The following is a 22741-nucleotide window of genomic DNA, read 5'->3' on the forward strand; positions in this document are numbered from 1 at the left end:
CATGAGCGAGAATAATTTCGATTTCGACTATATCTGTATCGGCGGCGGCAGCGGCGGCATCGCTTCTGCTAACCGTGCTTCTATGTACGGCGCTAAAGTCGCGATAATTGAAGCAAAAGACCTTGGCGGTACCTGTGTAAACGTCGGCTGTGTACCCAAAAAAGTAATGTGGCACGGCGCCCAGATCGCAGAAGCAGTCAACCTGTATTCTGAAGATTATGGTTTTGATGTAGATGTGAAAGCCTTTAACTGGGCGAAACTGGTTGAAAACCGCCAGGCTTATATCAGCCGCATTCATGACTCCTACGACCGTGTATTAGGTAACAATAAAGTAGAAGTTATTAAAGGTTTTGCTAAGTTTGTTGATAAAAACAGTGTTGAAGTCGATGGTAAAATTTATAGCGCAAAACATATTACCATTGCCACCGGCGGGCGTCCTACTATTCCTAATATCCCCGGTGCTGAATTTGGTATTGATTCCAACGGCTTCTTTGATCTAAATGAACAGCCGAAACGTGTCGCTGTGATCGGCGCTGGTTATATTGCAGTGGAAATTGCCGGCGTATTACACGCCCTAGGCACAGAAACACACCTGTTCTGCCGTAAAGAATCGGTATTACGCAGCTTTGATACAATGATTATTGAAACGTTAACCAAAGTGATGGCTGCAGAAGGCCCGACCTTACATACGTATTCCGTCCCTAAAGAAGTCGTTAAAGAAAGCGACGGCAGCTTAACCCTGCACCTTGAAAATGGTGAAAGCCAAAACGTCGACACCCTCATTTGGGCAATCGGCCGCCATCCGGCAACGGATGTGATTAACTTAGCGGCAACGGGTGTTGAAACCAATGAGCGCGGTTATATTAAAGTGGATGCTTACCAGGAAACCAATATCCCTGGTATCTACTGTGTGGGCGATATTATGGAAGGTGGTATTGAGCTTACCCCAGTGGCCGTTAAAGCGGGTCGTCTGCTTTCAGAGCGTTTGTTTAATGGTAAAACTGACGCAAAAATGGATTATGATTTAGTCGCAACCGTGGTATTTAGTCATCCGCCGATTGGAACTATAGGTTTAACTGAACAAGATGCAGTTAAACAATATGGTGAGGATAATATCAAAGTGTACCAGTCTGGTTTTACTGCCATGTACACTGCCGTCACTAAACATCGTCAACCATGTAAAATGAAATTAGTCTGCGCAGGCCCAGATGAAAAAGTGGTCGGTTTACACGGTATTGGTTTTACAGTGGATGAGATGATCCAGGGATTTGCAGTAGCAATGAAAATGGGCGCTACAAAAGCTGATTTTGATGCAGTCGTTGCTATACATCCGACCGGATCAGAAGAGTTCGTTACCATGAGGTAATTTCTCTGCACATAAAAAAGCCCCGCCTAGAAAACTAAGCGGGGCTTTTTATTATCAGTGCCTTAACTAAACTGCAAAGGGATATTTAATAGCTTCGTGATGTTCATACCCCACCACCTCAAAGTCATCCATGGTTACCCAGGTTTCTAAATCTTCTAAGCTTTGAATTTTTGGATTAATTTTCAGCTGCGGTGATGCAAACGGCTGACGTTTTAACTGCACATCACGCATCAGCTCCAGCTGGTCTTCATAAATGTGAGCGTTTACTATCTTATGGTAAGCCGTACCAGCCTTTTTACCGGTGATCTGCGCCATCAGAGCCAGGAAGGTAAATACCTGTACCTGGTTAAAGTTAAGACCCAGCGGCACGTCACATGAACGCTGATAGCTAGTCAGGTGCAGCGTATCACCCACTAATGAGAAAGTATGGGTATGCATACACGGGCGTAAACAGCCCATATCAAATTCGCCGGGATTATAAAAAGTAACAATCTCAGCACGGTCATCAATCCCTTTGCTTAAGTTATCTACAACTTTACGCAGCTGATCGATTGTCTGGCCGTCCGGTTTTGCCCATGAACGTCCCTGGATACCGTAGACACGGCCCATATCATCTTCACCTTTACGGTATTTATTATTCAGCCATGCTTCATTAAGATTGGCATTTGCATCCCAGGTTTTAGTACCTAAAGCGCGAAAGTCAGCGGCATTATCATAGCCGCGGATATAACCTAGAAACTCAGCAATCGCCGATCTATAAAAACTCTTACGCGTGGTGATCATAGGGAACTTGTTATTTTTTACATCATACTCAAGATCCGCATTAATCACGGTTAAGCAGCGTTTACCGGTACGCTCGTTCTCAATCCAGACACCATCATCAATAATACGCCGGCATAAATCTAAATACTGTTTCATCTCTTCTCACCTAAATTTGTTTAATTATGCTTTTTTAGCCCTGTTCTTTTTTTCCTTACTCACTTCAGGCAGCTTGGCTTGTTTACGATATGCAAAAGTGATTAAAGCCAGGCCTGCAATCACCATCGGCAGGGAGAGGATCTGTCCCATACTTAAACCAAAAGTTAATAAACCTAAATGTGCATCCGGTTCACGGGCAAACTCAATAATTATCCGGAAAATACCATAACCTAATAAAAATAATCCCGCCACTGAACCGGCCGGACGAGGTTTACGGATAAACATAATTAAAATAATAAACAGCAGTACGCCTTCAAGCGCAAATTCATAAAGCTGTGACGGATGACGTGGCAGCGGTCCGGCATTATGGAAAATGATACCAAACGGCGAATCAGTTACCCTTCCCCACAGTTCTGAATTGATAAAGTTGCCAATACGCCCGGCCCCAAGTCCTACCGGCAAAAGAGGAACAATAAAGTCACCCACAGCTAAAATTGAGCGCTGATTTTTTCTGGCATAATAAACGATAGCTAATATCACACCGATCACGCCGCCGTGGAAAGACATGCCGCCTTCCCAGATTCTAAACAGGTAAACGGGATTATCTAAAAACCGCGAGAACTGGTAAAAGAACACATAACCGGCACGGCCTCCGAGGATCACCCCCATAAAGCCGTAAAAAAGCAGGTCGCTAGCCTGTTCGCGAGTCCAGACACCGCCTGATTTATCGCACTGACGGTTCGCCATCCAGAACGCAAAAACAAAACCAACCAGGTACATTAATCCGTACCAGCGAATATCCAGAGGTCCAATGCTGACGGCAATTGGATCAATATTTGGTAAAACAAAATTTGATGCTGACATTTATCTACTCATATCACTGTGCTTTAAACGAAACAGCATCATAACCCAATCAACAAACGATACCAATCATCACCTTGCTTCACAGCAATAAAGACGCTAATCTGGTCGATTCTTATTCACCGGACTTTAACCTCAGAAAACATAAAACATGTCATTCTGACTGCTAAAGAAAGCCATTACACCTTACATGAGGCCTGATATACTCATGTTCTTGTCAGGCGTGATGCTGCAGGTGCTTAAGAACTATTAAGTCATTAATAACATCACAGAATTGAACACAACTGTTCATTTTATGTACAAAACTAGTGCAAAGTTAATCAATACTCCTTACAATGCACGCATAATACCAATGACGGTATGCTAAACACTGCAGGACAATAAACGGAATTATTGCCGAACAATAAACGGAAGTATTGCACTTGCAGTCCTATAATTTAAAACAGGTTTAAAATATGAATCCCACGCCCAATCTTCTGCAGCGTTTGTTAAACGTTAGCTTAGTTGTACAAATTGTTATCGGTATTGCTGCTGGTATTTTAGTCGCTTCTATCTCACCAGAGAGCGCATCCGCTATCTCTTTTCTTGGCTCTCTATTCGTGAGCGCATTAAAAGCTGTTGCCCCAATACTGGTTTTTGTTCTGGTTGCATCATCCATTGCCAACCAGAAAAAAGGCGCGCACACCAATCTTAAACCGATTATTAACCTTTACCTGCTTGGTACCCTGTTAGCGGCTTGTACCGCTGTTTTCTTCAGCGTACTTTTCCCTACCAACCTTGTTCTCGTAGCAACGGATATTCAGGCGGCGCCGCCGGAAGGTATTCAGGAAGTATTAAGTACTCTGCTGTTCAAAATCGTTGATAATCCAGTCAATGCACTGGCTACGGGTAACTTTATCGGTATTTTAGCCTGGGCTGTTGGTTTAGGTTTAGCACTGCACCATGCTAATGACAGCACTAAAGCTGCACTGCATGATGTTTCAGGCGCTGTCTCTAAAATCGTACATTTCGTTATCCGCTTAGCACCAGTCGGTATCTTTGGTTTAGTTGCCAGCACTTTTGCTTCTACAGGTTTTTCTGCATTAGCAGGGTACTCTCACCTGTTAGCGGTATTACTCGGCTGTATGGTTTTCATTGCACTGGTCGTTAATCCGACTCTTGTTTACTTGAAAACAAAAGCTAACCCGTACCCGTTAATTTTCCAGTGTTTACGTGAGTCTGGTGTAACTGCATTCTTTACCCGCAGCTCGGCAGCTAACATCCCGGTAAATATGGAATTATGTAAGAAGTTAGATCTTCACGAAGATACTTACTCAGTTTCAATTCCTCTGGGTGCAACCATCAATATGGCCGGCGCGGCAATCACCATTACCGTATTAACGCTGGCAACAGTAAATACTCTGGGTATCGAGTTTGATATTGCGACTGCTATCCTGTTAAGTGTAATTGCAGCTGTTTCAGCCTGTGGAGCGTCAGGTGTTGCCGGCGGTTCTCTACTGTTAATCCCGCTGGCATGTAGTTTATTTGGTGTGCCGAATGAAGTTGCTATGCAGGTTGTGGCTATTGGTTTCATTATCGGTGTTGTGCAGGACTCTGCAGAAACAGCATTAAACAGCTCAACTGATGTAATATTTACAGCGGCGGCATGTCGTGCTGCGGCAAGAAAAGAAGAAAAAACGCTGCAGACGTTAAATGTACAAAATTAAGTTAGTCACTTAAACAAAAATGCCGAGTTTTTATACTCGGCATTTTTATATCTGTAAAAAAATAAGAGTCTATTTACCTGCCCGGGTAAATCCGCCTAAACCCTTACGATCCAGGTAATTAACAAAAATAGCGCGGATCTCAGTACCGCTGTTTGCTTTCAACGCCAGATCACAACAGTTCTCTAATTCGTGCAGAGGCACGGCATTAATTAAATATTTTATCTTGCCCATATTGTTGGCATTCATACTCAACTTGTTATAACCCAGACCTAACAGAATTAAAGCACCGATCGGATCCCCAGCAAGCTCCCCGCAAATACTCACTTCCAGATCAAAACTACGGCTGTTATCGATAATTAATTTTAAAGACTGGATCACCGCAGGATGGTAACTGTCAAAAAGAGAAGCGACACGGCTGTTGTTTCTGTCTATGGCTAATAAATACTGAATTAAATCATTGCTGCCGATGGAAATAAAATCGACGCTTTGTGCTAACTGCGGGATAATAAAAATTGAAGACGGCACTTCAATCATCACACCGATTGCCGGCAGCGGAAAATCATCTGCCGTTAAGCCGAACTCATATTTAATCTCTTTCCATGCCTGGGTGATCAGACGTTTAGCTTCATTTACCTCTTCAATTGCGCTGATCATAGGCAGCATAATACGCAGATTACGGTGTTTTAAACTAGCGCTGAGCATGGCTCGGATCTGCACCAGAAAGATCTCCGGATGATCCAGCGTTAAGCGGATACCGCGCCAGCCGAGAAACGGATTCTCTTCAACAATAGGGAAATAACTTAACTGCTTATCGCCGCCGACATCCAGGGTGCGCATAGTGACCGGAAATTCAGAATACTGATCTAATAATTTTCCATAGGATTCAGTCTGATCCAGCTCGGTTGGAAAAGAATCCGTAAGCATAAAGGGCAGTTCACTGCGGTACAAACCAATACCGTCAAAATGGCCTGTCACAGCACCATGCTGATTAGCATTCAAACCAGTATTAAGTAGAATTGAAATACGCTGTCCGTCAAGTGTAACGGCATCCTTACTCTTGCCCAGCTCAACTAAATTTTTAAGCTCATTTTCTTCATCAAGCAGGACCTGATAATGAGTTAATAAGGGCTGATCAGGGAAGAGAATTATACAACCCGCATAACCGTCGATAATCAAGGTTTTGCGGTTAATATTATCTAGTGACAGCGACAGCCCCATTACCGCAGGAATACCTAATGCGCGGGCTAAAATAGCGACATGCGAGCTGACTCCGCCATGTACGGAGACAATGCCCTGCAGCTTCTCAGTAGGAATACTGGCAAGCATGGACAAAGTCACTTCAGATGCCACCAGAATAAGTTTATCGGGCAAGTTAACATCATCCTCAACCTGCTGGGTAAGATGATACAACAGGCGCTGTGCAACATCGCGAATGTCTGATGCCCGTTCACTTAAATAACGGTCGCTCATCGCTTCGAACTGTTTGATATAAGATTCAGCAACCACTTTAATCGCACTGGAAGCCGTTAAATGAGCTTCATTAATCTGACCGCGAATAGCATTTAAGAAGGTTTTATCTTTTAAAACATGTGAATATATATCAAACAGAGCAAAGGCTTCTTTTGACAGCTGTTCTTTTAGTGTTAATGCAAGATTAGAAAATTCATCACTGCATTTTTTTACTATCATCTCAAACAATAAAATTTCTTTACTGCTTGAATAGCTTTTCTCAATATTGACTTCAGCCAGAGTTAAAATCGGCCGTACCACATATGCTTCTGCTATTGCAATTCCAGAGCTGGCCGGACATCCCTGCAGGTGTATTGAAGCAGCCGGCTGATTAAGCTTATCAAGCTCTAAACGCAGCCCCGAGTTAGCTAGAACACTGGCAAGATGCATCGCTAAGGTCACCAGAAAAGACTCTTCTAATTCACTAAATAAACGCGGCTTCTTCTGCTGCACCACTAATACGCCTAATACCTGGCGTTTGTGGATAATCGGTGTACCTAAAAAGGAATTAAACAGTTCTTCCTGACTAGCAGGCAGGTATTTATAGTGAGGATGGTCGCTGACATTAGCAAGATTTAAAGGCTCACCTTTTTGATGCACCAGACCAACAATACCTTCCCCGAATTTAAGACGGGTTGCACCGACAGCCGTGCTGGCAAGTCCTTCACTTGCCATTAAGTTCAGCTCCTGCACATTAGGATCAGTAATAAAAATAGAGCAGCAGTCCACTTTCATGGTTAACTTTGTCTGCTGAACAAGCGTGTCCATAGCAGCCGTTAAACTTTTTGCATCTCCGACCTCTTCCACAATCTGACGCAGCTGACTTAACATGCCTGAATCCCTTACTCTAAAGAACTGAAAATAAAAACTTTTATATTCGTTAAATTAGTTTATCTGTTTTTATAAAAAGAGGCGCGCCGCCGCCGGGTGTTCTTTTTCTTTTCCGAATTACTTTTCATTAATGAAAATGCGGCTGTGGAGAATTCCTTTAAAGCTTTACGATAAACTTCACGCTTAAAGGATACAACCTGACGCACAGGGTACCAGTAACTCACCCAGCGCCAGTCATCAAATTCAGGATGCCCACATGCCTCAAATTCAATTTGCTTATCATCAGAAATCAATTGTAATAAAAACCAGCGTTGTTTCTGCCCGATGCACACAGGCTCGGGCGAATCCCAACGGACTAAGCGTTTGGGCAGTTTATAACGCAGCCAGTTACGGGTACTGGCTAATAATTTTACGTGTTCAGGTTTTAAGCCGACTTCTTCATGCAGCTCTCTATACATAGCCTGTTCAGGTGTCTCACCCTCTTTAATTCCTCCTTGAGGAAACTGCCATGAATGCTGTCCAAATCGTTTTGCCCATAAAACCTGTCCATTTTGATTACAGATGATGATACCTACATTTGGACGATAACCGTCAGTATCAATCACTAAAGCGCCTTTTCAGAGTTAAGATTCATTACATAGTTATTATGGGTTGTGCCCAGTTTATTAATGGTAATGAATACAAATTTAATCAATGACGCATTCTTTCACAGATCACCCTGCCCATCAAACCGATAAACCTAAAATTGTAGACTAACCAGCATGCTCAATTCGCAGAAAAAATGCAGTTGTTACATATCCACGTAAACTGTGCATAACTTTGTGTATAATAAACTCTTTTATCTATAACAGAGATTTATCATCTTACTGCCGATCTTTTACCTCTTCGATATATATCAATTTATCACATAAATAACAGTTAGTTACAACAAAGCCTTAATGTCAGAAAATTTAGATCTGTAATTAGATCCAGTAGTATTAATTCACAAACAGATGTGCATATCTACATAGTTCAAAAATTAACCACCTGCACTATATTGGACGATTTCAGGCCAATTATTAGACACAGATCTTGTTTTTGGTATTATTTACGGATAATAAATCTCACAGATCTCTTTTTTATGAATAAGTATTTAGTTATCCACTATAAAAGTGGATAACTCTGTGTAAGTTCCATGAGAAAATACTGAATAACCCTGAATATAAAATAATAAGGTAAGATACGCTTCAGTTAAATGAGTCTACAATCGCTTAAAAATGGTAATAAAATGATTAATCCTCCGCGCTCAACCACAGAACTCTTAAATCGATGCGAACAGATTGCAGGTTACTCCCTGTGTGAGTTAGCCGAATCAGCCGGGATTCCAATGGCAAAAGATCTGCGTACTAACAAAGGCTGGGTCGGACAGTTAATTGAATGGCATTTAGGAGCGACTGCAGGCAGTAAACCGGAGCAGGACTTTGCCCATTTAGGTATTGAACTGAAAACTATTCCAGTCGATCAGTCCGGCAAAGTGTTAGAAACTACCTTTGTCTGTTCCGCACCGATTTTAAATACAACTAATTTAACCTGGCTCAATTCCAATGTACGTAATAAATTAAGCAAAGTCTTGTGGGTGCCGGTACAGGGGGAGCGTGATATTCCCCTGGCAGAGCGTATTGTCGGCAGTGCTTTTCTATGGTCAGCAAGCCCGGAACAGGAACGTTTATTAGCCTCGGACTGGAACGAAATAATGGAAAAGATATCACTGGGGCAGATCGAATCAATTAGTGCACGGGACGGACAAGTTCTGCAGTTAAGACCTAAAGCGGCCAATGGACGCTGTTTAACCGATGCTTTTGGTGAAGACGGACAACTGATTAAAGTGCGTCCACGCGGTTTTTACTTAAAAAAGGCCCTTACCCAGGCAATTCTTAACCATCAATTTGATCTTTAATTAAGAAACAATTAAACTTGGTTAAAATTTATTCTAGCTTACAGTAGATTAACTAGCTGTCTTTTAAGGAGTTTATAATGTCTATCAAGAAGCAGTACTTGAAATCTAAACCTCAAGTCAAAGTTACTTTTGAAATTGAGAAACAGGACGCGCAGGATGCAGAGAATATTTCACTGCTTTCTGAACATAATAACTGGGTTGCTATTGAACTTAAAAAGTTTAAAAACGGTAAGTTCAAAATAGCTGAAAATATTTCCACCGAAGAGCGGGAAAGTTTTCAGTTCATTTACAAAGCAACAGCGGCAGACGGTCGAGAGTTTACCATTTTACCAGATGATGCCAGCAGCTATGTTGATAACGGCATGACCGACGGCGGTCAAAATGCAGTCCTGCAGATAGCACAATAATTTATCAAAAAAATAAATTATAAAAAAACCGCTAATCAGCGGTTTTTTTCTGTCTTTTAAATCTCATACTTGGAGCGGTCTCCCAGGTCATAATAGAGCGGCATTTTAAATTTTTTCCAGGCCATATATAAATATAAAAGAGCGGCCATAAAAAAACCACCAGCAGCCCATTCCCCTAAAGAGGCAACAACCGCCCCCCAGCTGCATACTAAAATAACCGGAACAAGTTTAAGTGTCGTTAATGAAAAACAGAAGCTTTCTTTAAAAGCAATACCCGCTAAGGTCACCGATAACAACCCCAGACTTAAATAAGCCAGCAGCAGGCCGCTTAAGGTAAAACTAACAGTCAGCAGCCATACCCCAAGCCAGCAGGCATTCACTAAAAGCAGCCGTACTGCTTTGTTATAAAGATGTAAAGATGAGGCCTGCATGAGCGTCGCCAAAGCTAAGAAAATCAAACTTTCTCTAAACCACAAAGGATAAAACAGCTGCTGCAGCGCTAAACCAGATAAAGCCAAAAACGTTAGAAACATACCGGAACGATACAAGGAGATAGTTAATTTATCCCAGCGGTCTAAATTTTCCTGAATATGCGGATCTGCCATTCACTACCCTCCGTAATAATCATCTATGCAGTCAAGCGTATACTATAATCTGTAGTTTGCCGGACATTATTTGAAAATAACAAACTAAATCAAACAGATAAATTGAGTGAAAAGACAAGTAAAGCACAGCAGTAAATTTACGTGTACTGTTTTAATTTACAGTATACAATTCTCCTGTTACCGTTAAACTTTATCTGTATACCAAAAGTCCAAATGCTGAGGAAATCATGAACAATATCGAAATTCGTGGCGCGAAAACCCACAACCTGAAAAATATAGATCTTTCCATTCCTCGCGATAAGCTGATTGTTATTACCGGCTTGTCCGGCTCAGGAAAATCATCTTTAGCATTTGATACTTTATATGCAGAAGGGCAGCGTCGTTATGTAGAGTCATTATCAGCTTACGCCCGCCAGTTTTTATCGTTAATGGAAAAACCGGATGTTGAACATATCGAAGGATTATCACCGGCAATCTCTATTGAACAAAAATCCACCTCTCATAATCCCCGCTCAACTGTGGGTACAATTACCGAAATTTATGACTACCTGCGTCTTCTGTTCGCACGTATCGGCGATCCTCGCTGCCCGACCCATAATGTCACACTAAACGCGCAGACAGTCAGCCAAATGGTCGATTCAATTTTAAGCAACCCGGCAGGCAGTAAAATGATGCTGCTTGCGCCGATTATTAAAGAGCGTAAAGGTGAACACGTTAAAACCTTTGAAAGCCTGGCCGCACAAGGTTTTTTACGGGCACGAATTGACGGTGATATTTGTGACTTAAGCGATCCGCCGGTATTAGAACTGCATAAAAAGCATACCATTGAAGTAGTGGTGGATCGTTTTAAGGTGCGCGATGATTTAAAACAGCGTTTAGCTGAATCGGTTGAAACTACACTAAACTTAAGTCACGGCTCAGCAGTATTAGCCTTTATGGATGGAGAGCAGGAAGAGCAGCTTTTCTCGGCAAACTTTGCCTGCCCGCACTGCGGTTACAGTATTGCAGAACTAGAGCCGCGTATTTTTTCCTTTAATAACCCGGCCGGCGCCTGTGAAACCTGTGACGGTTTAGGTATCGAACAATACTTTGATGCGCAGTTAGTAGTAACAGACAAAACCTTAAGCCTTGCTGACGGCGCTATTGAAGGCTGGAGCAGTAAATCTAACTATTATTTCCAAATGCTGTCGGCGGTTAGTGACCATTATGGTTTCTCTGTGGACACCCCCTTCCAGGAACTTTCTAAAAAACATCAGGGTTATGTATTAAACGGCACAGGCAGGCAGAAAATATCGTTCTCATACAGTAATGATAAAGGCGATCAGGTCTCGCGTCTGCATGCTTTTGAAGGCGTACTGCCTAACCGTTCCCGCCGTTACCGGGAAACAGAGTCAAGCGCGATGCGTGAGTACCTGAGCAAATATATGAACCGCCAGCCATGTTCAAGCTGTTCAGGTTCACGATTAAAAGAAGCCTCCCGCCACGTATTTGTTAATGATGTCAACCTGCCCTACATCGCACAATTATCAATTGCAGAAGCGGAATCCTTTTTCAGTACCCTAAAACTGCAGGGGCAGAAAGCCAAAATAGCCGATAAGATCTTAAAAGAGATCTTAGAGCGGCTTAGTTTCTTAGTAAATGTCGGGCTTAATTATCTAAGTTTAGAGCGCAGTGCTGAAACTCTTTCCGGTGGTGAAGCACAGCGGATCCGCCTTGCCAGCCAGATTGGCGCAGGTTTAATGGGAGTAATGTATGTCTTAGACGAGCCTTCCATTGGTCTGCATCAGCGCGATAATGAACGCCTGCTGAAAACCCTGACTCACCTGCGTGATTTAGGTAATACAGTGATTGTGGTGGAGCATGATGAAGATGCTATCCGTCAGGCGGATCATATTATTGATATCGGCCCGGGCGCAGGTATTCACGGCGGAGATATAATCGCTCAGGGTGATTATCAGGACATTATTAATGCAGAAAACTCATTAACTGCAGATTACCTCAGCGGGCGCAAAGAGATAGCAGTCCCAAAACAGCGCACCGCTTTAACCGATAAATGGATTAAATTAAGTGAAGCTTCGGGTAATAACCTCAAATCTGTGAATCTGGAAATACCCGTAGGTGTCTTAACCTGTATCACCGGGGTCTCCGGCTCGGGTAAATCCACCTTAATTAACGATACGCTTTACCCGCTGGCGCAAACTCAGCTCAATAAAGCCACCACGATTCAACCGTCGCCCTATAAAAAAATAAGCGGATTAAGCCATCTGGATAAGGTGGTTGATATCAACCAGAGCCCAATCGGGCGCACACCAAGATCCAATCCGGCAACCTATACAGGAATATTTACCCCTATACGCGAACTGTTTGCGGCTACACCGGAATCTCGCGCTCGAGGTTATAAACCAGGACGTTTCAGCTTTAACGTAAAAGGCGGACGCTGTGAAGCCTGCCAGGGGGATGGTGTAATCAAGGTTGAAATGCACTTTTTACCCGATGTTTATGTGCCCTGCGATGCCTGTAAAGGTAAGCGTTATAACCGTGAAACCCTATCAGTTAAATACAAAGGAAAAAGCATCCACCAGACACTTGATATGACAGTTGAAGATGCCTTTAAGTTTTTTGAACCCGTGCCTGTTATTGCTCGTAAACTAAAAACATTAATGGATGTAGGTCTTTCCTATATTCGTTTAGGACAGGCGGCAACAACACTTTCCGGGGGGGAAGCACAGCGTGTGAAGCTGGCAAAAGAGCTTTCAAAACGTGATACAGGTAAAACCCTGTATATTCTTGATGAGCCGACAACCGGTTTGCACTTCCATGATATTGCTCAGCTTTTAAAAGTCATTCATACTCTGCGCGATCATGGTAATACCATTGTTATTATTGAACATAATTTAGATGTTATTAAAACAGCAGACTGGATTGTTGATTTAGGGCCTGAAGGCGGCAATGGCGGTGGTATGATAATTGCAGAAGGTACTCCAGAGGATGTTATCAAGGTTTCCGGCAGCTATACAGGAATATTCCTGAAACCTATTTTAGAAAAATAATAATATCTAGACTACTTAATAATCGTGCTTAACAGGCTGATTCGAAGAGCTTAACAGCGTACAATAGGCAGGCAGCAGCTCTATTGTCTGCTGGCTCTCAAACTAGCTTTCAGCAGTATAAATCAACAAGCAGCTAGTTTAGGTATATAAACAGGAAAATAAATGGATTTACAACAGAAGTTAACACGGGCTTTTCTTATTACCTTTGCATTATTAATGGGCCTTGGCGCCCATTATTTTCAGCATAATCAGGGAGGAAGCGGGCTTGAATTAGCACAAAACAATGTAGTATGGATCTTTTTCTCCACTTTGATTGGTTTAGGTTTATGGAAAATCACTGTTCAGCAGAAAATTTACTATTCCCGTTTTACTCTCGTATTTTTAACTGCAGTAGTACTATTTTTAATCCCTCTATTTTATCCCAATAATGAACTGGCGGATCAAAGCTATACCCGTTTAATAGGACTGTGCGCCGGTTTTTTGCTGTTTGTTTCTCTGCAGCAGTTTCAGTTTAAGCGTATTCATATAGAGCGCCTGTTATTATTAATCGTACTTGCAGGTTTTATACAGTCCTGTTACAGCCTAATGCAGGATTATCTTTTACCTGCAGCTAATATCTTTGGTTATGATGTAGGATATGGTCGCCCCTATGGTATCTTCCAACAACCGAATGTACTGGCTTCTTTTATGGCAACAACGCTGATATTAGCAGGTTATCTGCTGCAGCTGGTTAACTGCAGAAAATTACAGTTTTTTTTGCTGCTCACCGCCCTGCTTAATATGTGGGTTATTACTGTCACCATGTCGCGTACAGGTTACCTTGGCGCACTAATCGCCCTGCTTGTATTTATTCCCTGGGCGTGGCAGAGTAATAAAAAGAAACTGGGGGCTTTTATTATTGCTATTTCCTTAGGGCTTGGTTTTGCAATGATCAAAGGCGAAGCTCTAGATACACGAAACATTGACAACCTAAAAGAAGCTGGCATTCGAGTTACTATATACGAACACAGCTGGAAGATGATAAAGGACAAACCACTGTTAGGATACGGATATGGTGGATTCGAAAAAAATTATTTAATCACTCACGCAGAACAAGTTGCGGATAAACTATCTCGCCCAGGGCTAACACATTTAACCCACCCGCATAACGATATGTTATTCTGGGCAGTGGAGGGTGGCCTAATACCAATAGTGGCGATTTTACTGCTGGTTATCTGTTTTATTCGTTTAATGCGGGCTTTCAAATTACCCCATGCATTAGCTTTAACAGCGTTAGTTATCCCCATTGCTATACATACGCAGACAGAGTACCCGCTTTATCATTCTGCTCTGCACTGGCTGGTGCTGATTGTATTGGTGTTTTATATCGATTATGAATCGGAAACGATACAGGAAAAAATCTTCAGGCCGACCTTTGCACTGCAGGTTTTCGCTCTGTTAATTCCACTGTTTAGCACTGTTTTTATGGTTACAAACCTGTATACCATATCTAAAATCACCAACTATGAACGCAGCAAGCAACCCGACATTCGCTTATTAATGGATATTATCAACCCTTTAGTTTTTGAAGATAGATTTGAGTTTCATCTTAATTATTTCCGTTTGTCCATGGCGATCAGGCTTAATAAAGCAGAAGAGATTCAGTCGGTTATAGACTCAACCAAGAAAGTACTTGAAGTTAAACCAAAGTCATTCTTTTATATTATTTTGTATCTGGCTTATATTAATAACAATCAGGTAGAAAAAGCCAAAGAAGTGTTAGATTATGCGCGCTATTTATACCCACGAGATAAACAATTAGCAGATATTGATAAACCGGTTAAACAAACTGAAAGTAGTAGTTCAGCTCAAAAATCAGCTGCTAGTTCGAGCCAGATAACAGAAAGCAGAGCATTACAAACTCAATAATAAATCAGAGTGTAAATTTATAATGAAACGGATTTTCAGATATAAAATAGTTAAAATTGCACCACCGCTATTCTTCAGTCTATTGCTGACTCATAAAGTGTGCGCGGACATTTATATCTATATCGACCGTAGCGGTAATCAGCATTTCTCACAGCGTAAAGTGAATGATAATTACCGTTTATTATTACGCAGTGAAACGAATGAAAATCCAGGCAGCTTTAAAAACTGGAAAGAAAAAAGTTACAGCAATATCAAAATACCAAACAGCAAAACACTGCAGAATAGATACCATGATTTAATTGTCCAGGCAGCCGGTAAATATAATTTAGAACCGGAATTTATTCACGCAGTGATCACTGCAGAATCAAGTTATCAGCGTAAGGCAGTCTCCACAGCGGGAGCAAAAGGGTTAATGCAGCTGATGCCGGTCACAGCTAAACGCTTTGGTGTTGATGATCCCTTTGACCCTAAACAGAGCATTCATGCAGGTGCGCTTTATTTAAATAAACTGCTGAAAGAGTTTAAAAGTAAGAAACTAGCCTTAGCTGCTTATAATGCAGGAGAAGGGACGGTAAGACGTTACAATCGGCAAATTCCGCCCTACCCTGAAACACAAAACTATGTAGCAAAAGTAATGCGCTTTTACCACTACTACAAAGATAATCTATAAAAATACGCCAGATACAAAAAAGCTCCGGCAAATGCAGGAGCTTTTAGTGTTTACTTAATTAACTTAAGTAATTCTTAGAAGTATACACGGCCGCCGAACATCCACATATCATCTTTCTTCGTATCGTAAATACCGTCACCGCCTAGATCAAACTGGTAACCAGCGTAGCCAACAACGTTTGACAGGAAGTTGTACTCAACCTGCAGGGCAGATGTGCTGCTAACTGTCTTGTTTAATTTGTCATTTTCAACTTCTTCAAAGTTAACACTGAAGTTTAAGCTGTTTGCAAGCGCATAAGCGGCAAGGAATTCGTAGTTATTAGTTTTCTCGAAATCACCAATAAATTCATTCTGTGCATAAACACCGGCAATGTATAAACCTTTACCGTAACTACCGTAAGATGCTGAAATAACTTGAGCTGTTGCATCTTCCTGTTTACCAGAAAAAGTAACATGACCTGTGTTATAAGCATAGTTTAGGGAGAAGTCCATTACTTTATAGCTTAATGCGATCTGTGCACGCTCACCGTATGATGTGATTGAACCAACAGTATCACTATGAGCCCCCTGCCAGCCTAGACCAATACTTAAAGCACCAGAATCACCAAAGTCTACACCGTTGCGGTAGCTAACCATCTTATCAGCACGGCCTGTACCGATATTGCCGTGATCTGTGTATAAGAATTCATTTGCAAAAGCGATTGGTAAATCCGCTACGCCGGCTACATCGTAATACGGCGCCCACTGAGTACCAACAACTGTACGACCGTAAGCTTCATGTGTCAGGCCAAGGTAACCAAGACGAGTAGTAAATGAGTTATCACCACCATCCAGCATATCCAAAGCCCACTCTGCTTTTGCATCAACAACAAAACCGTTGCCAAGGTCACGAGTTGCTTCGATATTAATACGTGGAGAGACTGAGTTTACTTCAGTATCACCTTCTTCAGATCCTGCTAGACCAGCAGATACGTGTCCACCAACAGCAAAAGTATTTACTTCATCGTTGTATAGTTCAACAGCAGATACTGCATTTGCAAATAAAGCAGCTGGTACTGCAACAGCTAATAGTGTTTTTTTCATAATCAATTCTCTTAAGTCAGTGGAATAATTTAATTAATTTGAACTTTATTGGACATTGTTTGTCAATGGGTAGAACACTAACAAAATCAAAACGACATTAAAACATAAAACAAGTCAATTATTTATAAAAATTAAATATTCTCGATGATGAAAACAAAGAGTTGCGGTTACTTTAAAGGCCATTTCTGCATAAAATGGCCTTTATGAGGATTTGATAATAAATTAAGAGATTACTGGATCTGCTTGTTCGCCCAGTCTGCAAACTGCTTTCTGGTTTCGTCATCGGCTTCATTCCACCAATAATAAAGCTTTTCTTCTGCTGTATTCGGCTTGCCCGTTAATGCACTGGTTTCCTTTAGCGCCCGCCCTTTTACCTCGCTGTCATGTTTATCAATCATATTACCGATCACACCGCGATCAACTTCAACAGATAACTTCTGAGAATAAGAAGCGAGCTTACCATGCTGATCTGTAACTTTAACCTCAGGGGATTTAGCAAAGGCCTTAGCTTTGCTAAGAGAAGTTATTTTTTCTGCTGAGGAAAGCTGGTACTGGCCGCCGGTGGTTACCTGCAGAGAAACTATAATAGGCGAGGACTTAACCGGCGTAAATCCGTTGCCTACGTCATCTCTCACAGTCTCTTTGTATTGTATCGCCACTTTCTGCAGACCAACGGGCAGGGTCACCTTATTTATTTTATTAAACAGCGAGCTTGATACCTCCTTACCATTCACGGCAATAAATTCAAATTCTTTAGATATTGTCAGTGAATCTGCCCATATATTAGAACTGCCCAGCAGCAGTAAACTTACAGCAATAAATTTTTTCATTGTTTACACCTTAAAAATATCTGTATACAGATTTAATAATAGAGAGCCGTCAAACCACATGGGTTAAATGGGCGATAGAGTTTCATTGGCTGATTTAAACATATTCATATCAGAGTTGAAAACAGTTTAAGCACTTCAGCGAGTTAGAAAGGAATAATCGAAGTGCTTTATTTGAAATGGGTATAGATTAAAAACTAATCGGTTTACGGGCTTTCTTTACTTTATGCTGTTTTTCAGATTTCTTTTGCGTTTTTTCGGCAGCGGTCTGCGTCGCCAGATAAGAGGTTTCGACACGATCTTCCTGCTCAACAAACTCATAATCTGCAGTTTCACCTTTTAAAGCGATTTGATAATGCTGATCATTAAAGCTGATCAGATCCCCTGCATACACTTTTTTGCGCTTTTGAGTTTCAACCTGACCATTAACAAAAACATAACCTTCCGCGATCACCTGCTTCGCTTCTCCGCCGCCGGAAACCAGGCTTTCGAATTTTAATATCTTATATAATTCAGTCGGTTCCTGCTTTATTTCTACCAAGGTAGCGTAAATTTCCTGCTCTTCTTCAAACTCGTGGTCAGTCATATCAACTTCTCTTCTCAATTATTTTGCAGTTAAACTATGATCCCAGTCTTTCCAGACCACTTCATAACCCTGCGCTTTCACCAATTCTGCCATCTGCGCGGGGGATCTGTCATCAGAAATTTCAAACTGTTCAAGGGCTTTTTCAGCCTGCTGTGCATAACCGCCCGGCTGAGTACTGGAACCCGCACTTAATGTGGTAATACCTAACGGTAACACATGATTTCTAAAATGCTCTGATTCACGTGTAGAAAGCGACAGCTCTACTTCAGGATTGAATAAACGATAAGCACAAATAAGCTGCACCAGCTGCTTATCATTCATTTCAGACTTTATTTCCATACCACCTTCACAGGGGCGCAGACGCGGAAATGAAATCGTATAACGGCTCTGCCAGTATTTTTTCTCAAGATAACTAAGATGGGCCGCCACATAAAAACAATCGGTGCGCCACTCTTCCAAACCGATTAAACAGCCAAGCCCCATTTTATGAATGCCCGCTTTGCCAAGCCGGTCATGTGTATCGAGGCGATAGATAAAGTCAGATTTTTTACCTTTAAGGTGATGCTCTGCATAGGTAACTGAATTATAAGTTTCCTGATAGACCAGAACCGAATCAACACCATAATCAATTAACACTTCATATTCATTCTGCTCAAGGGGCTGTACTTCGATGGTGATATGAGAAAAATGCTTTTTAATAACAGGTAAAGCCTGCTTGAAATATTCAACACCGACCTTACGTTCAGATTCGCCCGTCACTAATAAAATATGCTCAAAGCCCATTTTTTTTATGGCCAGACACTCATCTTCAATCTGCTGCATATCTAAGGTGGTACGGCGAATAGCATTGTGCATTGAAAAACCGCAATAGGTGCAGATATTACTGCACATATTCGACAGATACAGCGGGATATAAAACTGCTGGGTTTTACCAAAACGCTGCTGGGTGAGACGCTGAGATTTCAAAGCCATCTGCTCTAAAAAGGGCTCAGCAGCCGGTGAAATTAATGCTTTAAAGTCTTCTAAATCTAAACGCGATTTAGATAAAGCCCGCTTAACATGCTCTGCATTCTTACTATATATAGAAAGACGAATATCGTCCCACTGATAGTTTTTTATCTGCTCGCTAAAGGTCATTCTATTATTCCGCTTCTAAAAAAGCCGTCAGCGGACTTGATGCAACAGCATGGTTTACCTGCCCGGCTAAACCGGAAAGATAAGCCTGCCGTCCAGCCTGGACCGCTTTAGCAAATGCTTCACTCATAGCAACCGGGTTGGCGGCCACTGCCATCGCAGTATTTACCAGTACCGCATCGGCGCCCATTTCCATGGCTAAGGCAGCATGGGAAGGACTGCCTATTCCAGCATCAACAATCACCGGCAGATTAGCCTGCTCAATAATAATTTCTAAAAACTCCATGGTTTTTAGTCCTTTATTTGAACCTATCGGCGCACCTAAAGGCATCACGGCGGCACAGCCGGCAGACTCTAAATGTTTACATAAAACCGGATCGGCATGTACATAGGGTAAAACCACAAAACCATCATTTGCTAAGGTTTCAGCGGCCTGCAGCGTTTCTATCGGATCCGGCAGCAGATATTTAGGATCCGGATGAATTTCTAACTTAACCCAGTTTGTCTGCAGTGCCTCCCGTGCCAGCCGGGCGGCAAAAACAGCTTCTTTGGCATTACGCGCTCCGGAGGTATTAGGCAGTAAATTCATGCCGTTCTTAATCAGCGGAGCAAGAATATCATCATCTTTGTGCTGCATATCAACACGTTTTAACGCCATAGTGACTAATTCCGACTGCGAAGCCTGCAGTGCATCAACCATGGTCTGCTGATCGTTAAATTTACCTGTCCCGGTGAACAGACGCGAAGTGAAGGTTTTATCCGCAATCACCAGCTGGTCATTATCGACCATTTCATTAAATAACATAATCAGCCCCCTGCTATTGCCTGGAAAAGGGATATCTGGTCCCCCTCCTGTAAAAAATAATCCCCCCATAATGAGCGGCTTAAAATATTCTGGTTAACTGCAACAGCTGTGCCTTGTAATGGTTTATCCAGCACTTCCAGCAGCTCCTCAATATTACAGTCTGGTGCAACCTCTAAGGCTTGTTCATTTACAAATATATTCATCTGTTTTTCCCGCACACGCTGCATTCAGAATCTTTTTTGACGGCAAAAGTCTGCCAGTCAAGCGTTTTACCATCAAACAGCTTGAGTTTATTTTTTACACCTGAGGGTAACCCGACAAGATGTTTAATCGCTTCAAGCGCCTGCATAGTGCCGATCGTACCAACTACGGGCCCCAGTACGCCTGAATTACTGCAGTTAAGAGCCTGCTCGTCACTGTTAGGAAATAAACAGTGGTAACAGGCAGAATCAGCCTGGCGATGATCAAAAAACATTAACTGCCCTTCTAAACGAATGGCGGCACCGACAATCAGCGGTACTTTTGCTTTTACACAAGCTGCATTGATCATCTGACGACTCGCCATATTGTCTGTGCAGTCCAGCACCAGATTGACCATCATCAGCTCCATCAGAAGCTGATCTTCTGCCATCTCCTGATTAATACTGCGCACCCGAATTTCCGGGTTAATCATTTCCAGACGATGTTTCATCAGCTCAACTTTATCGCCGCCGATATCACCGGTCTGATAACCGATCTGGCGCTGCAGGTTACTCACTTCCAGGCAGTCAAAATCACATAAAACCAGTGAACCGACCCCTGCACCTGCCAGATACATAGCGGCCGGAGAGCCTAATCCGCCCATACCAATAATCAGCACTTTGCCGTTTTTAAGATCTTTCTGCCCCAACTCACCAACATCTTCTAATAACAGATGACGGCTGTAACGTAACATTTCCGATTCAGTAAGCATGCTTCACCTCAATAAGATTAATAAATCAGTTAGTTTAAAACTACTGCATCACTTGATTAAACGAATCAATCACAGTTTCGGGATCATCACTCAAAGTTATTGCTGTTACCACAGCAATGCTGCCGACCCCGGTTTTCCACACTTCAGGCGCACGCTCCAGGTTAATACCGCCAATCGCCACAGTTGCAGTACCTGCAAGCAGCTGCGCATATTTAGCTAAACGTCTTAATCCCTGCGGATCCGACGGCATATCTTTGGTCTGCGTGGCAAAAATATGGCCGAGCGCAATATAACTTGGCCTTAACTGCTTAGCACGCAGCATCTCATAATAACCATGGGTGCTCAGACCTAAACGTAAACCCGCATCGGCAATCACAGCAAGATCCGCAACATCCATATCTTCCTGACCTAAATGCACACCATAGGCCTGATGTTTAATCGCCAGCTCCCAGTAATCATTAATAAACAGGCGGGCATTATATTTTCTGCCTAACGCCACAGCATCAATTATCTGCTGTTCAACCTGCTCCGACTGCTTATCTTTAATACGCAGCTGCACTGTTTTTACGCCCGCCTTTAACACTTTTTCAATTAACGCAATACTGTCTAATACTGGGTATAGTCCCAGCTGCTGCGTACCGCAAGAAGCAAAACCCGGTCCCGCCTCTAAAGTACCGGTTAGATCTAATTCATAACCAATTTTAGACTCCGGCAGAACAACTTCTGGAAAGTCTGCTTTATTGCTCGGCCAGCCGATATGTGCAACCGCACCTTCGCCTTTGCCAAACGCTTTTGATGCTTTTAAGCCTTGATTTAGATAGGCTTTGGCAATGACTAAAGCATCTTCGATAAAATAATCCAGCGCCATGGCGGCGGTAAGAGCACTGGCTAACGTGCAGCCGGAACCATGAGTATGTACATTAGTTAAACGTTCACTGCTTAAGGCTATTTCACGTTTACCATCGGTCCAGTAATCCAGCGCAATTTCATCCACCAGCGGAAAATGCCCGCCTTTAATCAGCACGCTTTTACAGCCCATTGAGATAAGCTTTTCAGCGGCACCTTTTAATGATTCACCACTGATTAAAGCATGGCCGGATAGAGTAAGTACTTCACTGGCATTCGGCGTTAACAAATCCACACAAGGCAGTAGGTCAGATTTTATGACCTCATTTATACCTTCTTCAACCATACTGTCACCCGTTGATGCCACGGCAACCGGATCGTAAATAACAAAAGGAGGATTAGTCCAGGTTTGTTTAAACTCGGCTAGTTTTTCAGCGAGGATCTGTACGTGTTTAATACTGGCGATTAAACCAATTTTGATAACCTTGGCGGGCATATCTTCGGCTAAACGCAGCAGCTGCTCACTAAACATCTGTTCAGAAACGCTTTCTACTAAACTCACAGACTGTGAATTCTGCGCAGTAACAGCACTGATAACACAGCATCCGTCTGCACCTAATGCTTTAAAAGTATGAAGATCGGCTTGAATACCTGCACCGGCACTCGAATCGGATCCGGCTATTGTCCAGACAATATTACTCATTTTTTACCTGCTGATTTGAACAGTCTGCACTGTTTAATA

The 22741-nt window shown here is 42.3% G+C and carries 20 protein-coding genes; 7 read left to right on the forward strand and 13 right to left on the reverse strand.

Annotated elements, in window-relative coordinates:
- The first annotated feature begins 1 nt into the window (after position 1).
- Complete coding sequence (gene gorA / locus G337_RS0108700) at positions 2 to 1366, forward strand: glutathione-disulfide reductase (protein ID WP_028863544.1); 1365 nt, start codon at positions 2 to 4, stop codon at positions 1364 to 1366.
- Between the two features lie 66 nt (positions 1367 to 1432).
- Here the strand turns inward: gorA and G337_RS0108705 are convergent, their stop codons facing one another.
- Positions 1433 to 2284, reverse strand: coding sequence for a thymidylate synthase (locus G337_RS0108705; protein WP_028863545.1), 852 nt, complete (start codon positions 2282 to 2284; stop codon positions 1433 to 1435).
- 24 nt (positions 2285 to 2308) lie between these two features.
- Complete coding sequence (gene lgt / locus G337_RS0108710) at positions 2309 to 3148, reverse strand: prolipoprotein diacylglyceryl transferase (protein ID WP_028863546.1); 840 nt, start codon at positions 3146 to 3148, stop codon at positions 2309 to 2311.
- A gap of 452 nt (positions 3149 to 3600) precedes the next feature.
- Here lgt and sstT point away from each other — a divergent pair, with 452 nt between their 5' ends.
- Positions 3601 to 4851: a serine/threonine transporter SstT gene (gene sstT / locus G337_RS0108715; RefSeq protein ID WP_028863547.1), complete on the forward strand. Its 1251-nt coding sequence runs from the start codon at positions 3601 to 3603 to the stop codon at positions 4849 to 4851.
- 69 nt (positions 4852 to 4920) lie between these two features.
- Here sstT and ptsP read toward each other — a convergent pair whose 3' ends face one another.
- Both ptsP and rppH read right to left on the reverse strand, forming a co-directional pair.
- Positions 4921 to 7191: a phosphoenolpyruvate--protein phosphotransferase gene (gene ptsP, locus G337_RS0108720; protein WP_028863548.1), complete on the reverse strand. Its 2271-nt coding sequence runs from the start codon at positions 7189 to 7191 to the stop codon at positions 4921 to 4923.
- Between the two features lie 59 nt (positions 7192 to 7250).
- A complete protein-coding gene (rppH, locus tag G337_RS0108725; RefSeq protein ID WP_028863549.1) occupies positions 7251 to 7796 on the reverse strand; it encodes an RNA pyrophosphohydrolase in 546 nt (181 codons plus the stop codon).
- 662 nt (positions 7797 to 8458) lie between these two features.
- Here rppH and mutH point away from each other — a divergent pair.
- Positions 8459 to 9127: a DNA mismatch repair endonuclease MutH gene (mutH, locus tag G337_RS0108730; RefSeq protein WP_028863550.1), complete on the forward strand. Its 669-nt coding sequence runs from the start codon at positions 8459 to 8461 to the stop codon at positions 9125 to 9127.
- A 77-nt stretch (positions 9128 to 9204) separates the two neighbouring features.
- Positions 9205 to 9534 (forward strand): early set domain-containing protein, encoded by a 330-nt coding sequence (locus G337_RS0108735; RefSeq protein ID WP_028863551.1) that lies wholly within the window; start codon positions 9205 to 9207, stop codon positions 9532 to 9534.
- Positions 9535 to 9590: 56 nt separating this feature from the next.
- Here the strand turns inward: G337_RS0108735 and G337_RS0108740 are convergent, their stop codons facing one another.
- Positions 9591 to 10139 (reverse strand): DUF2301 domain-containing membrane protein, encoded by a 549-nt coding sequence (locus tag G337_RS0108740; protein WP_028863552.1) that lies wholly within the window; start codon positions 10137 to 10139, stop codon positions 9591 to 9593.
- A 227-nt stretch (positions 10140 to 10366) separates the two neighbouring features.
- Here G337_RS0108740 and uvrA point away from each other — a divergent pair, with 227 nt between their 5' ends.
- From uvrA to G337_RS0108755, 3 genes are all read left to right on the forward strand, one after another.
- Positions 10367 to 13189, forward strand: coding sequence for an excinuclease ABC subunit UvrA (uvrA, locus tag G337_RS0108745; protein ID WP_028863553.1), 2823 nt, complete (start codon positions 10367 to 10369; stop codon positions 13187 to 13189).
- A gap of 162 nt (positions 13190 to 13351) precedes the next feature.
- Positions 13352 to 15097, forward strand: coding sequence for a PglL family O-oligosaccharyltransferase (locus G337_RS0108750; protein WP_028863554.1), 1746 nt, complete (start codon positions 13352 to 13354; stop codon positions 15095 to 15097).
- Between the two features lie 97 nt (positions 15098 to 15194).
- Complete coding sequence (locus G337_RS0108755; RefSeq protein ID WP_245597646.1) at positions 15195 to 15767, forward strand: lytic transglycosylase domain-containing protein; 573 nt, start codon at positions 15195 to 15197, stop codon at positions 15765 to 15767.
- Between the two features lie 74 nt (positions 15768 to 15841).
- Here the strand turns inward: G337_RS0108755 and G337_RS0108760 are convergent, their stop codons facing one another.
- The 8 genes from G337_RS0108760 to thiE form a co-directional block, all read right to left on the reverse strand.
- Complete coding sequence (locus G337_RS0108760; RefSeq protein ID WP_028863556.1) at positions 15842 to 16849, reverse strand: porin; 1008 nt, start codon at positions 16847 to 16849, stop codon at positions 15842 to 15844.
- A gap of 230 nt (positions 16850 to 17079) precedes the next feature.
- Positions 17080 to 17679: a YccT family protein gene (locus G337_RS0108765; protein WP_028863557.1), complete on the reverse strand. Its 600-nt coding sequence runs from the start codon at positions 17677 to 17679 to the stop codon at positions 17080 to 17082.
- A 187-nt stretch (positions 17680 to 17866) separates the two neighbouring features.
- Positions 17867 to 18262, reverse strand: coding sequence for an RNA-binding S4 domain-containing protein (locus G337_RS0108770; RefSeq protein ID WP_028863558.1), 396 nt, complete (start codon positions 18260 to 18262; stop codon positions 17867 to 17869).
- A gap of 18 nt (positions 18263 to 18280) precedes the next feature.
- Entirely contained in the window at positions 18281 to 19399 is a 1119-nt protein-coding gene (gene thiH / locus G337_RS0108775; RefSeq protein ID WP_028863559.1) for a 2-iminoacetate synthase ThiH, read from the reverse strand.
- Between the two features lie 4 nt (positions 19400 to 19403).
- Positions 19404 to 20201, reverse strand: coding sequence for a thiazole synthase (locus G337_RS0108780; protein WP_028863560.1), 798 nt, complete (start codon positions 20199 to 20201; stop codon positions 19404 to 19406).
- Between the two features lie 2 nt (positions 20202 to 20203).
- Positions 20204 to 20404, reverse strand: a complete 201-nt coding sequence (gene thiS, locus G337_RS0108785) for a sulfur carrier protein ThiS (RefSeq protein ID WP_028863561.1) — start codon at positions 20402 to 20404, stop codon at positions 20204 to 20206.
- Entirely contained in the window at positions 20401 to 21153 is a 753-nt protein-coding gene (locus tag G337_RS0108790) for a HesA/MoeB/ThiF family protein (RefSeq protein ID WP_028863562.1), read from the reverse strand. Before G337_RS0108790 ends, thiS begins: the two co-directional genes overlap by 4 nt.
- 40 nt (positions 21154 to 21193) lie before the next feature.
- Positions 21194 to 22702, reverse strand: a complete 1509-nt coding sequence (thiE, locus tag G337_RS0108795) for a thiamine phosphate synthase (RefSeq protein WP_028863563.1) — start codon at positions 22700 to 22702, stop codon at positions 21194 to 21196.
- Positions 22703 to 22741 lie beyond the last annotated feature (39 nt).

Source organism: Psychromonas aquimarina ATCC BAA-1526 (genome assembly GCF_000428725.1).
Classification (GTDB): Bacteria; Pseudomonadota; Gammaproteobacteria; order Enterobacterales; family Psychromonadaceae; genus Psychromonas; species Psychromonas aquimarina.

What these genes read in the sequence shown, in the direction of transcription:
- thiH (WP_028863559.1), bottom strand. Translation starts at nt 19,399, where the DNA reads ATGACCTTTAGCGAGCAGATAAAAAACTATCAGTGGGACGATATTCGT.
- lgt (WP_028863546.1), bottom strand. Translation starts at nt 3,148, where the DNA reads ATGTCAGCATCAAATTTTGTTTTACCAAATATTGATCCAATTGCCGTC.
- sstT (WP_028863547.1), top strand. Translation starts at nt 3,601, where the DNA reads ATGAATCCCACGCCCAATCTTCTGCAGCGTTTGTTAAACGTTAGCTTA.
- G337_RS0108735 (WP_028863551.1), top strand. Translation starts at nt 9,205, where the DNA reads ATGTCTATCAAGAAGCAGTACTTGAAATCTAAACCTCAAGTCAAAGTT.
- G337_RS0108750 (WP_028863554.1), top strand. Translation starts at nt 13,352, where the DNA reads ATGGATTTACAACAGAAGTTAACACGGGCTTTTCTTATTACCTTTGCA.
- G337_RS0108740 (WP_028863552.1), bottom strand. Translation starts at nt 10,139, where the DNA reads ATGGCAGATCCGCATATTCAGGAAAATTTAGACCGCTGGGATAAATTA.
- G337_RS0108780 (WP_028863560.1), bottom strand. Translation starts at nt 20,201, where the DNA reads ATGTTATTTAATGAAATGGTCGATAATGACCAGCTGGTGATTGCGGAT.
- uvrA (WP_028863553.1), top strand. Translation starts at nt 10,367, where the DNA reads ATGAACAATATCGAAATTCGTGGCGCGAAAACCCACAACCTGAAAAAT.
- thiS (WP_028863561.1), bottom strand. Translation starts at nt 20,404, where the DNA reads ATGAATATATTTGTAAATGAACAAGCCTTAGAGGTTGCACCAGACTGT.
- G337_RS0108760 (WP_028863556.1), bottom strand. Translation starts at nt 16,849, where the DNA reads ATGAAAAAAACACTATTAGCTGTTGCAGTACCAGCTGCTTTATTTGCA.
- mutH (WP_028863550.1), top strand. Translation starts at nt 8,459, where the DNA reads ATGATTAATCCTCCGCGCTCAACCACAGAACTCTTAAATCGATGCGAA.
- G337_RS0108770 (WP_028863558.1), bottom strand. Translation starts at nt 18,262, where the DNA reads ATGACTGACCACGAGTTTGAAGAAGAGCAGGAAATTTACGCTACCTTG.
- G337_RS0108765 (WP_028863557.1), bottom strand. Translation starts at nt 17,679, where the DNA reads ATGAAAAAATTTATTGCTGTAAGTTTACTGCTGCTGGGCAGTTCTAAT.
- G337_RS0108705 (WP_028863545.1), bottom strand. Translation starts at nt 2,284, where the DNA reads ATGAAACAGTATTTAGATTTATGCCGGCGTATTATTGATGATGGTGTC.
- ptsP (WP_028863548.1), bottom strand. Translation starts at nt 7,191, where the DNA reads ATGTTAAGTCAGCTGCGTCAGATTGTGGAAGAGGTCGGAGATGCAAAA.
- gorA (WP_028863544.1), top strand. Translation starts at nt 2, where the DNA reads ATGAGCGAGAATAATTTCGATTTCGACTATATCTGTATCGGCGGCGGC.
- thiE (WP_028863563.1), bottom strand. Translation starts at nt 22,702, where the DNA reads ATGAGTAATATTGTCTGGACAATAGCCGGATCCGATTCGAGTGCCGGT.
- G337_RS0108790 (WP_028863562.1), bottom strand. Translation starts at nt 21,153, where the DNA reads ATGCTTACTGAATCGGAAATGTTACGTTACAGCCGTCATCTGTTATTA.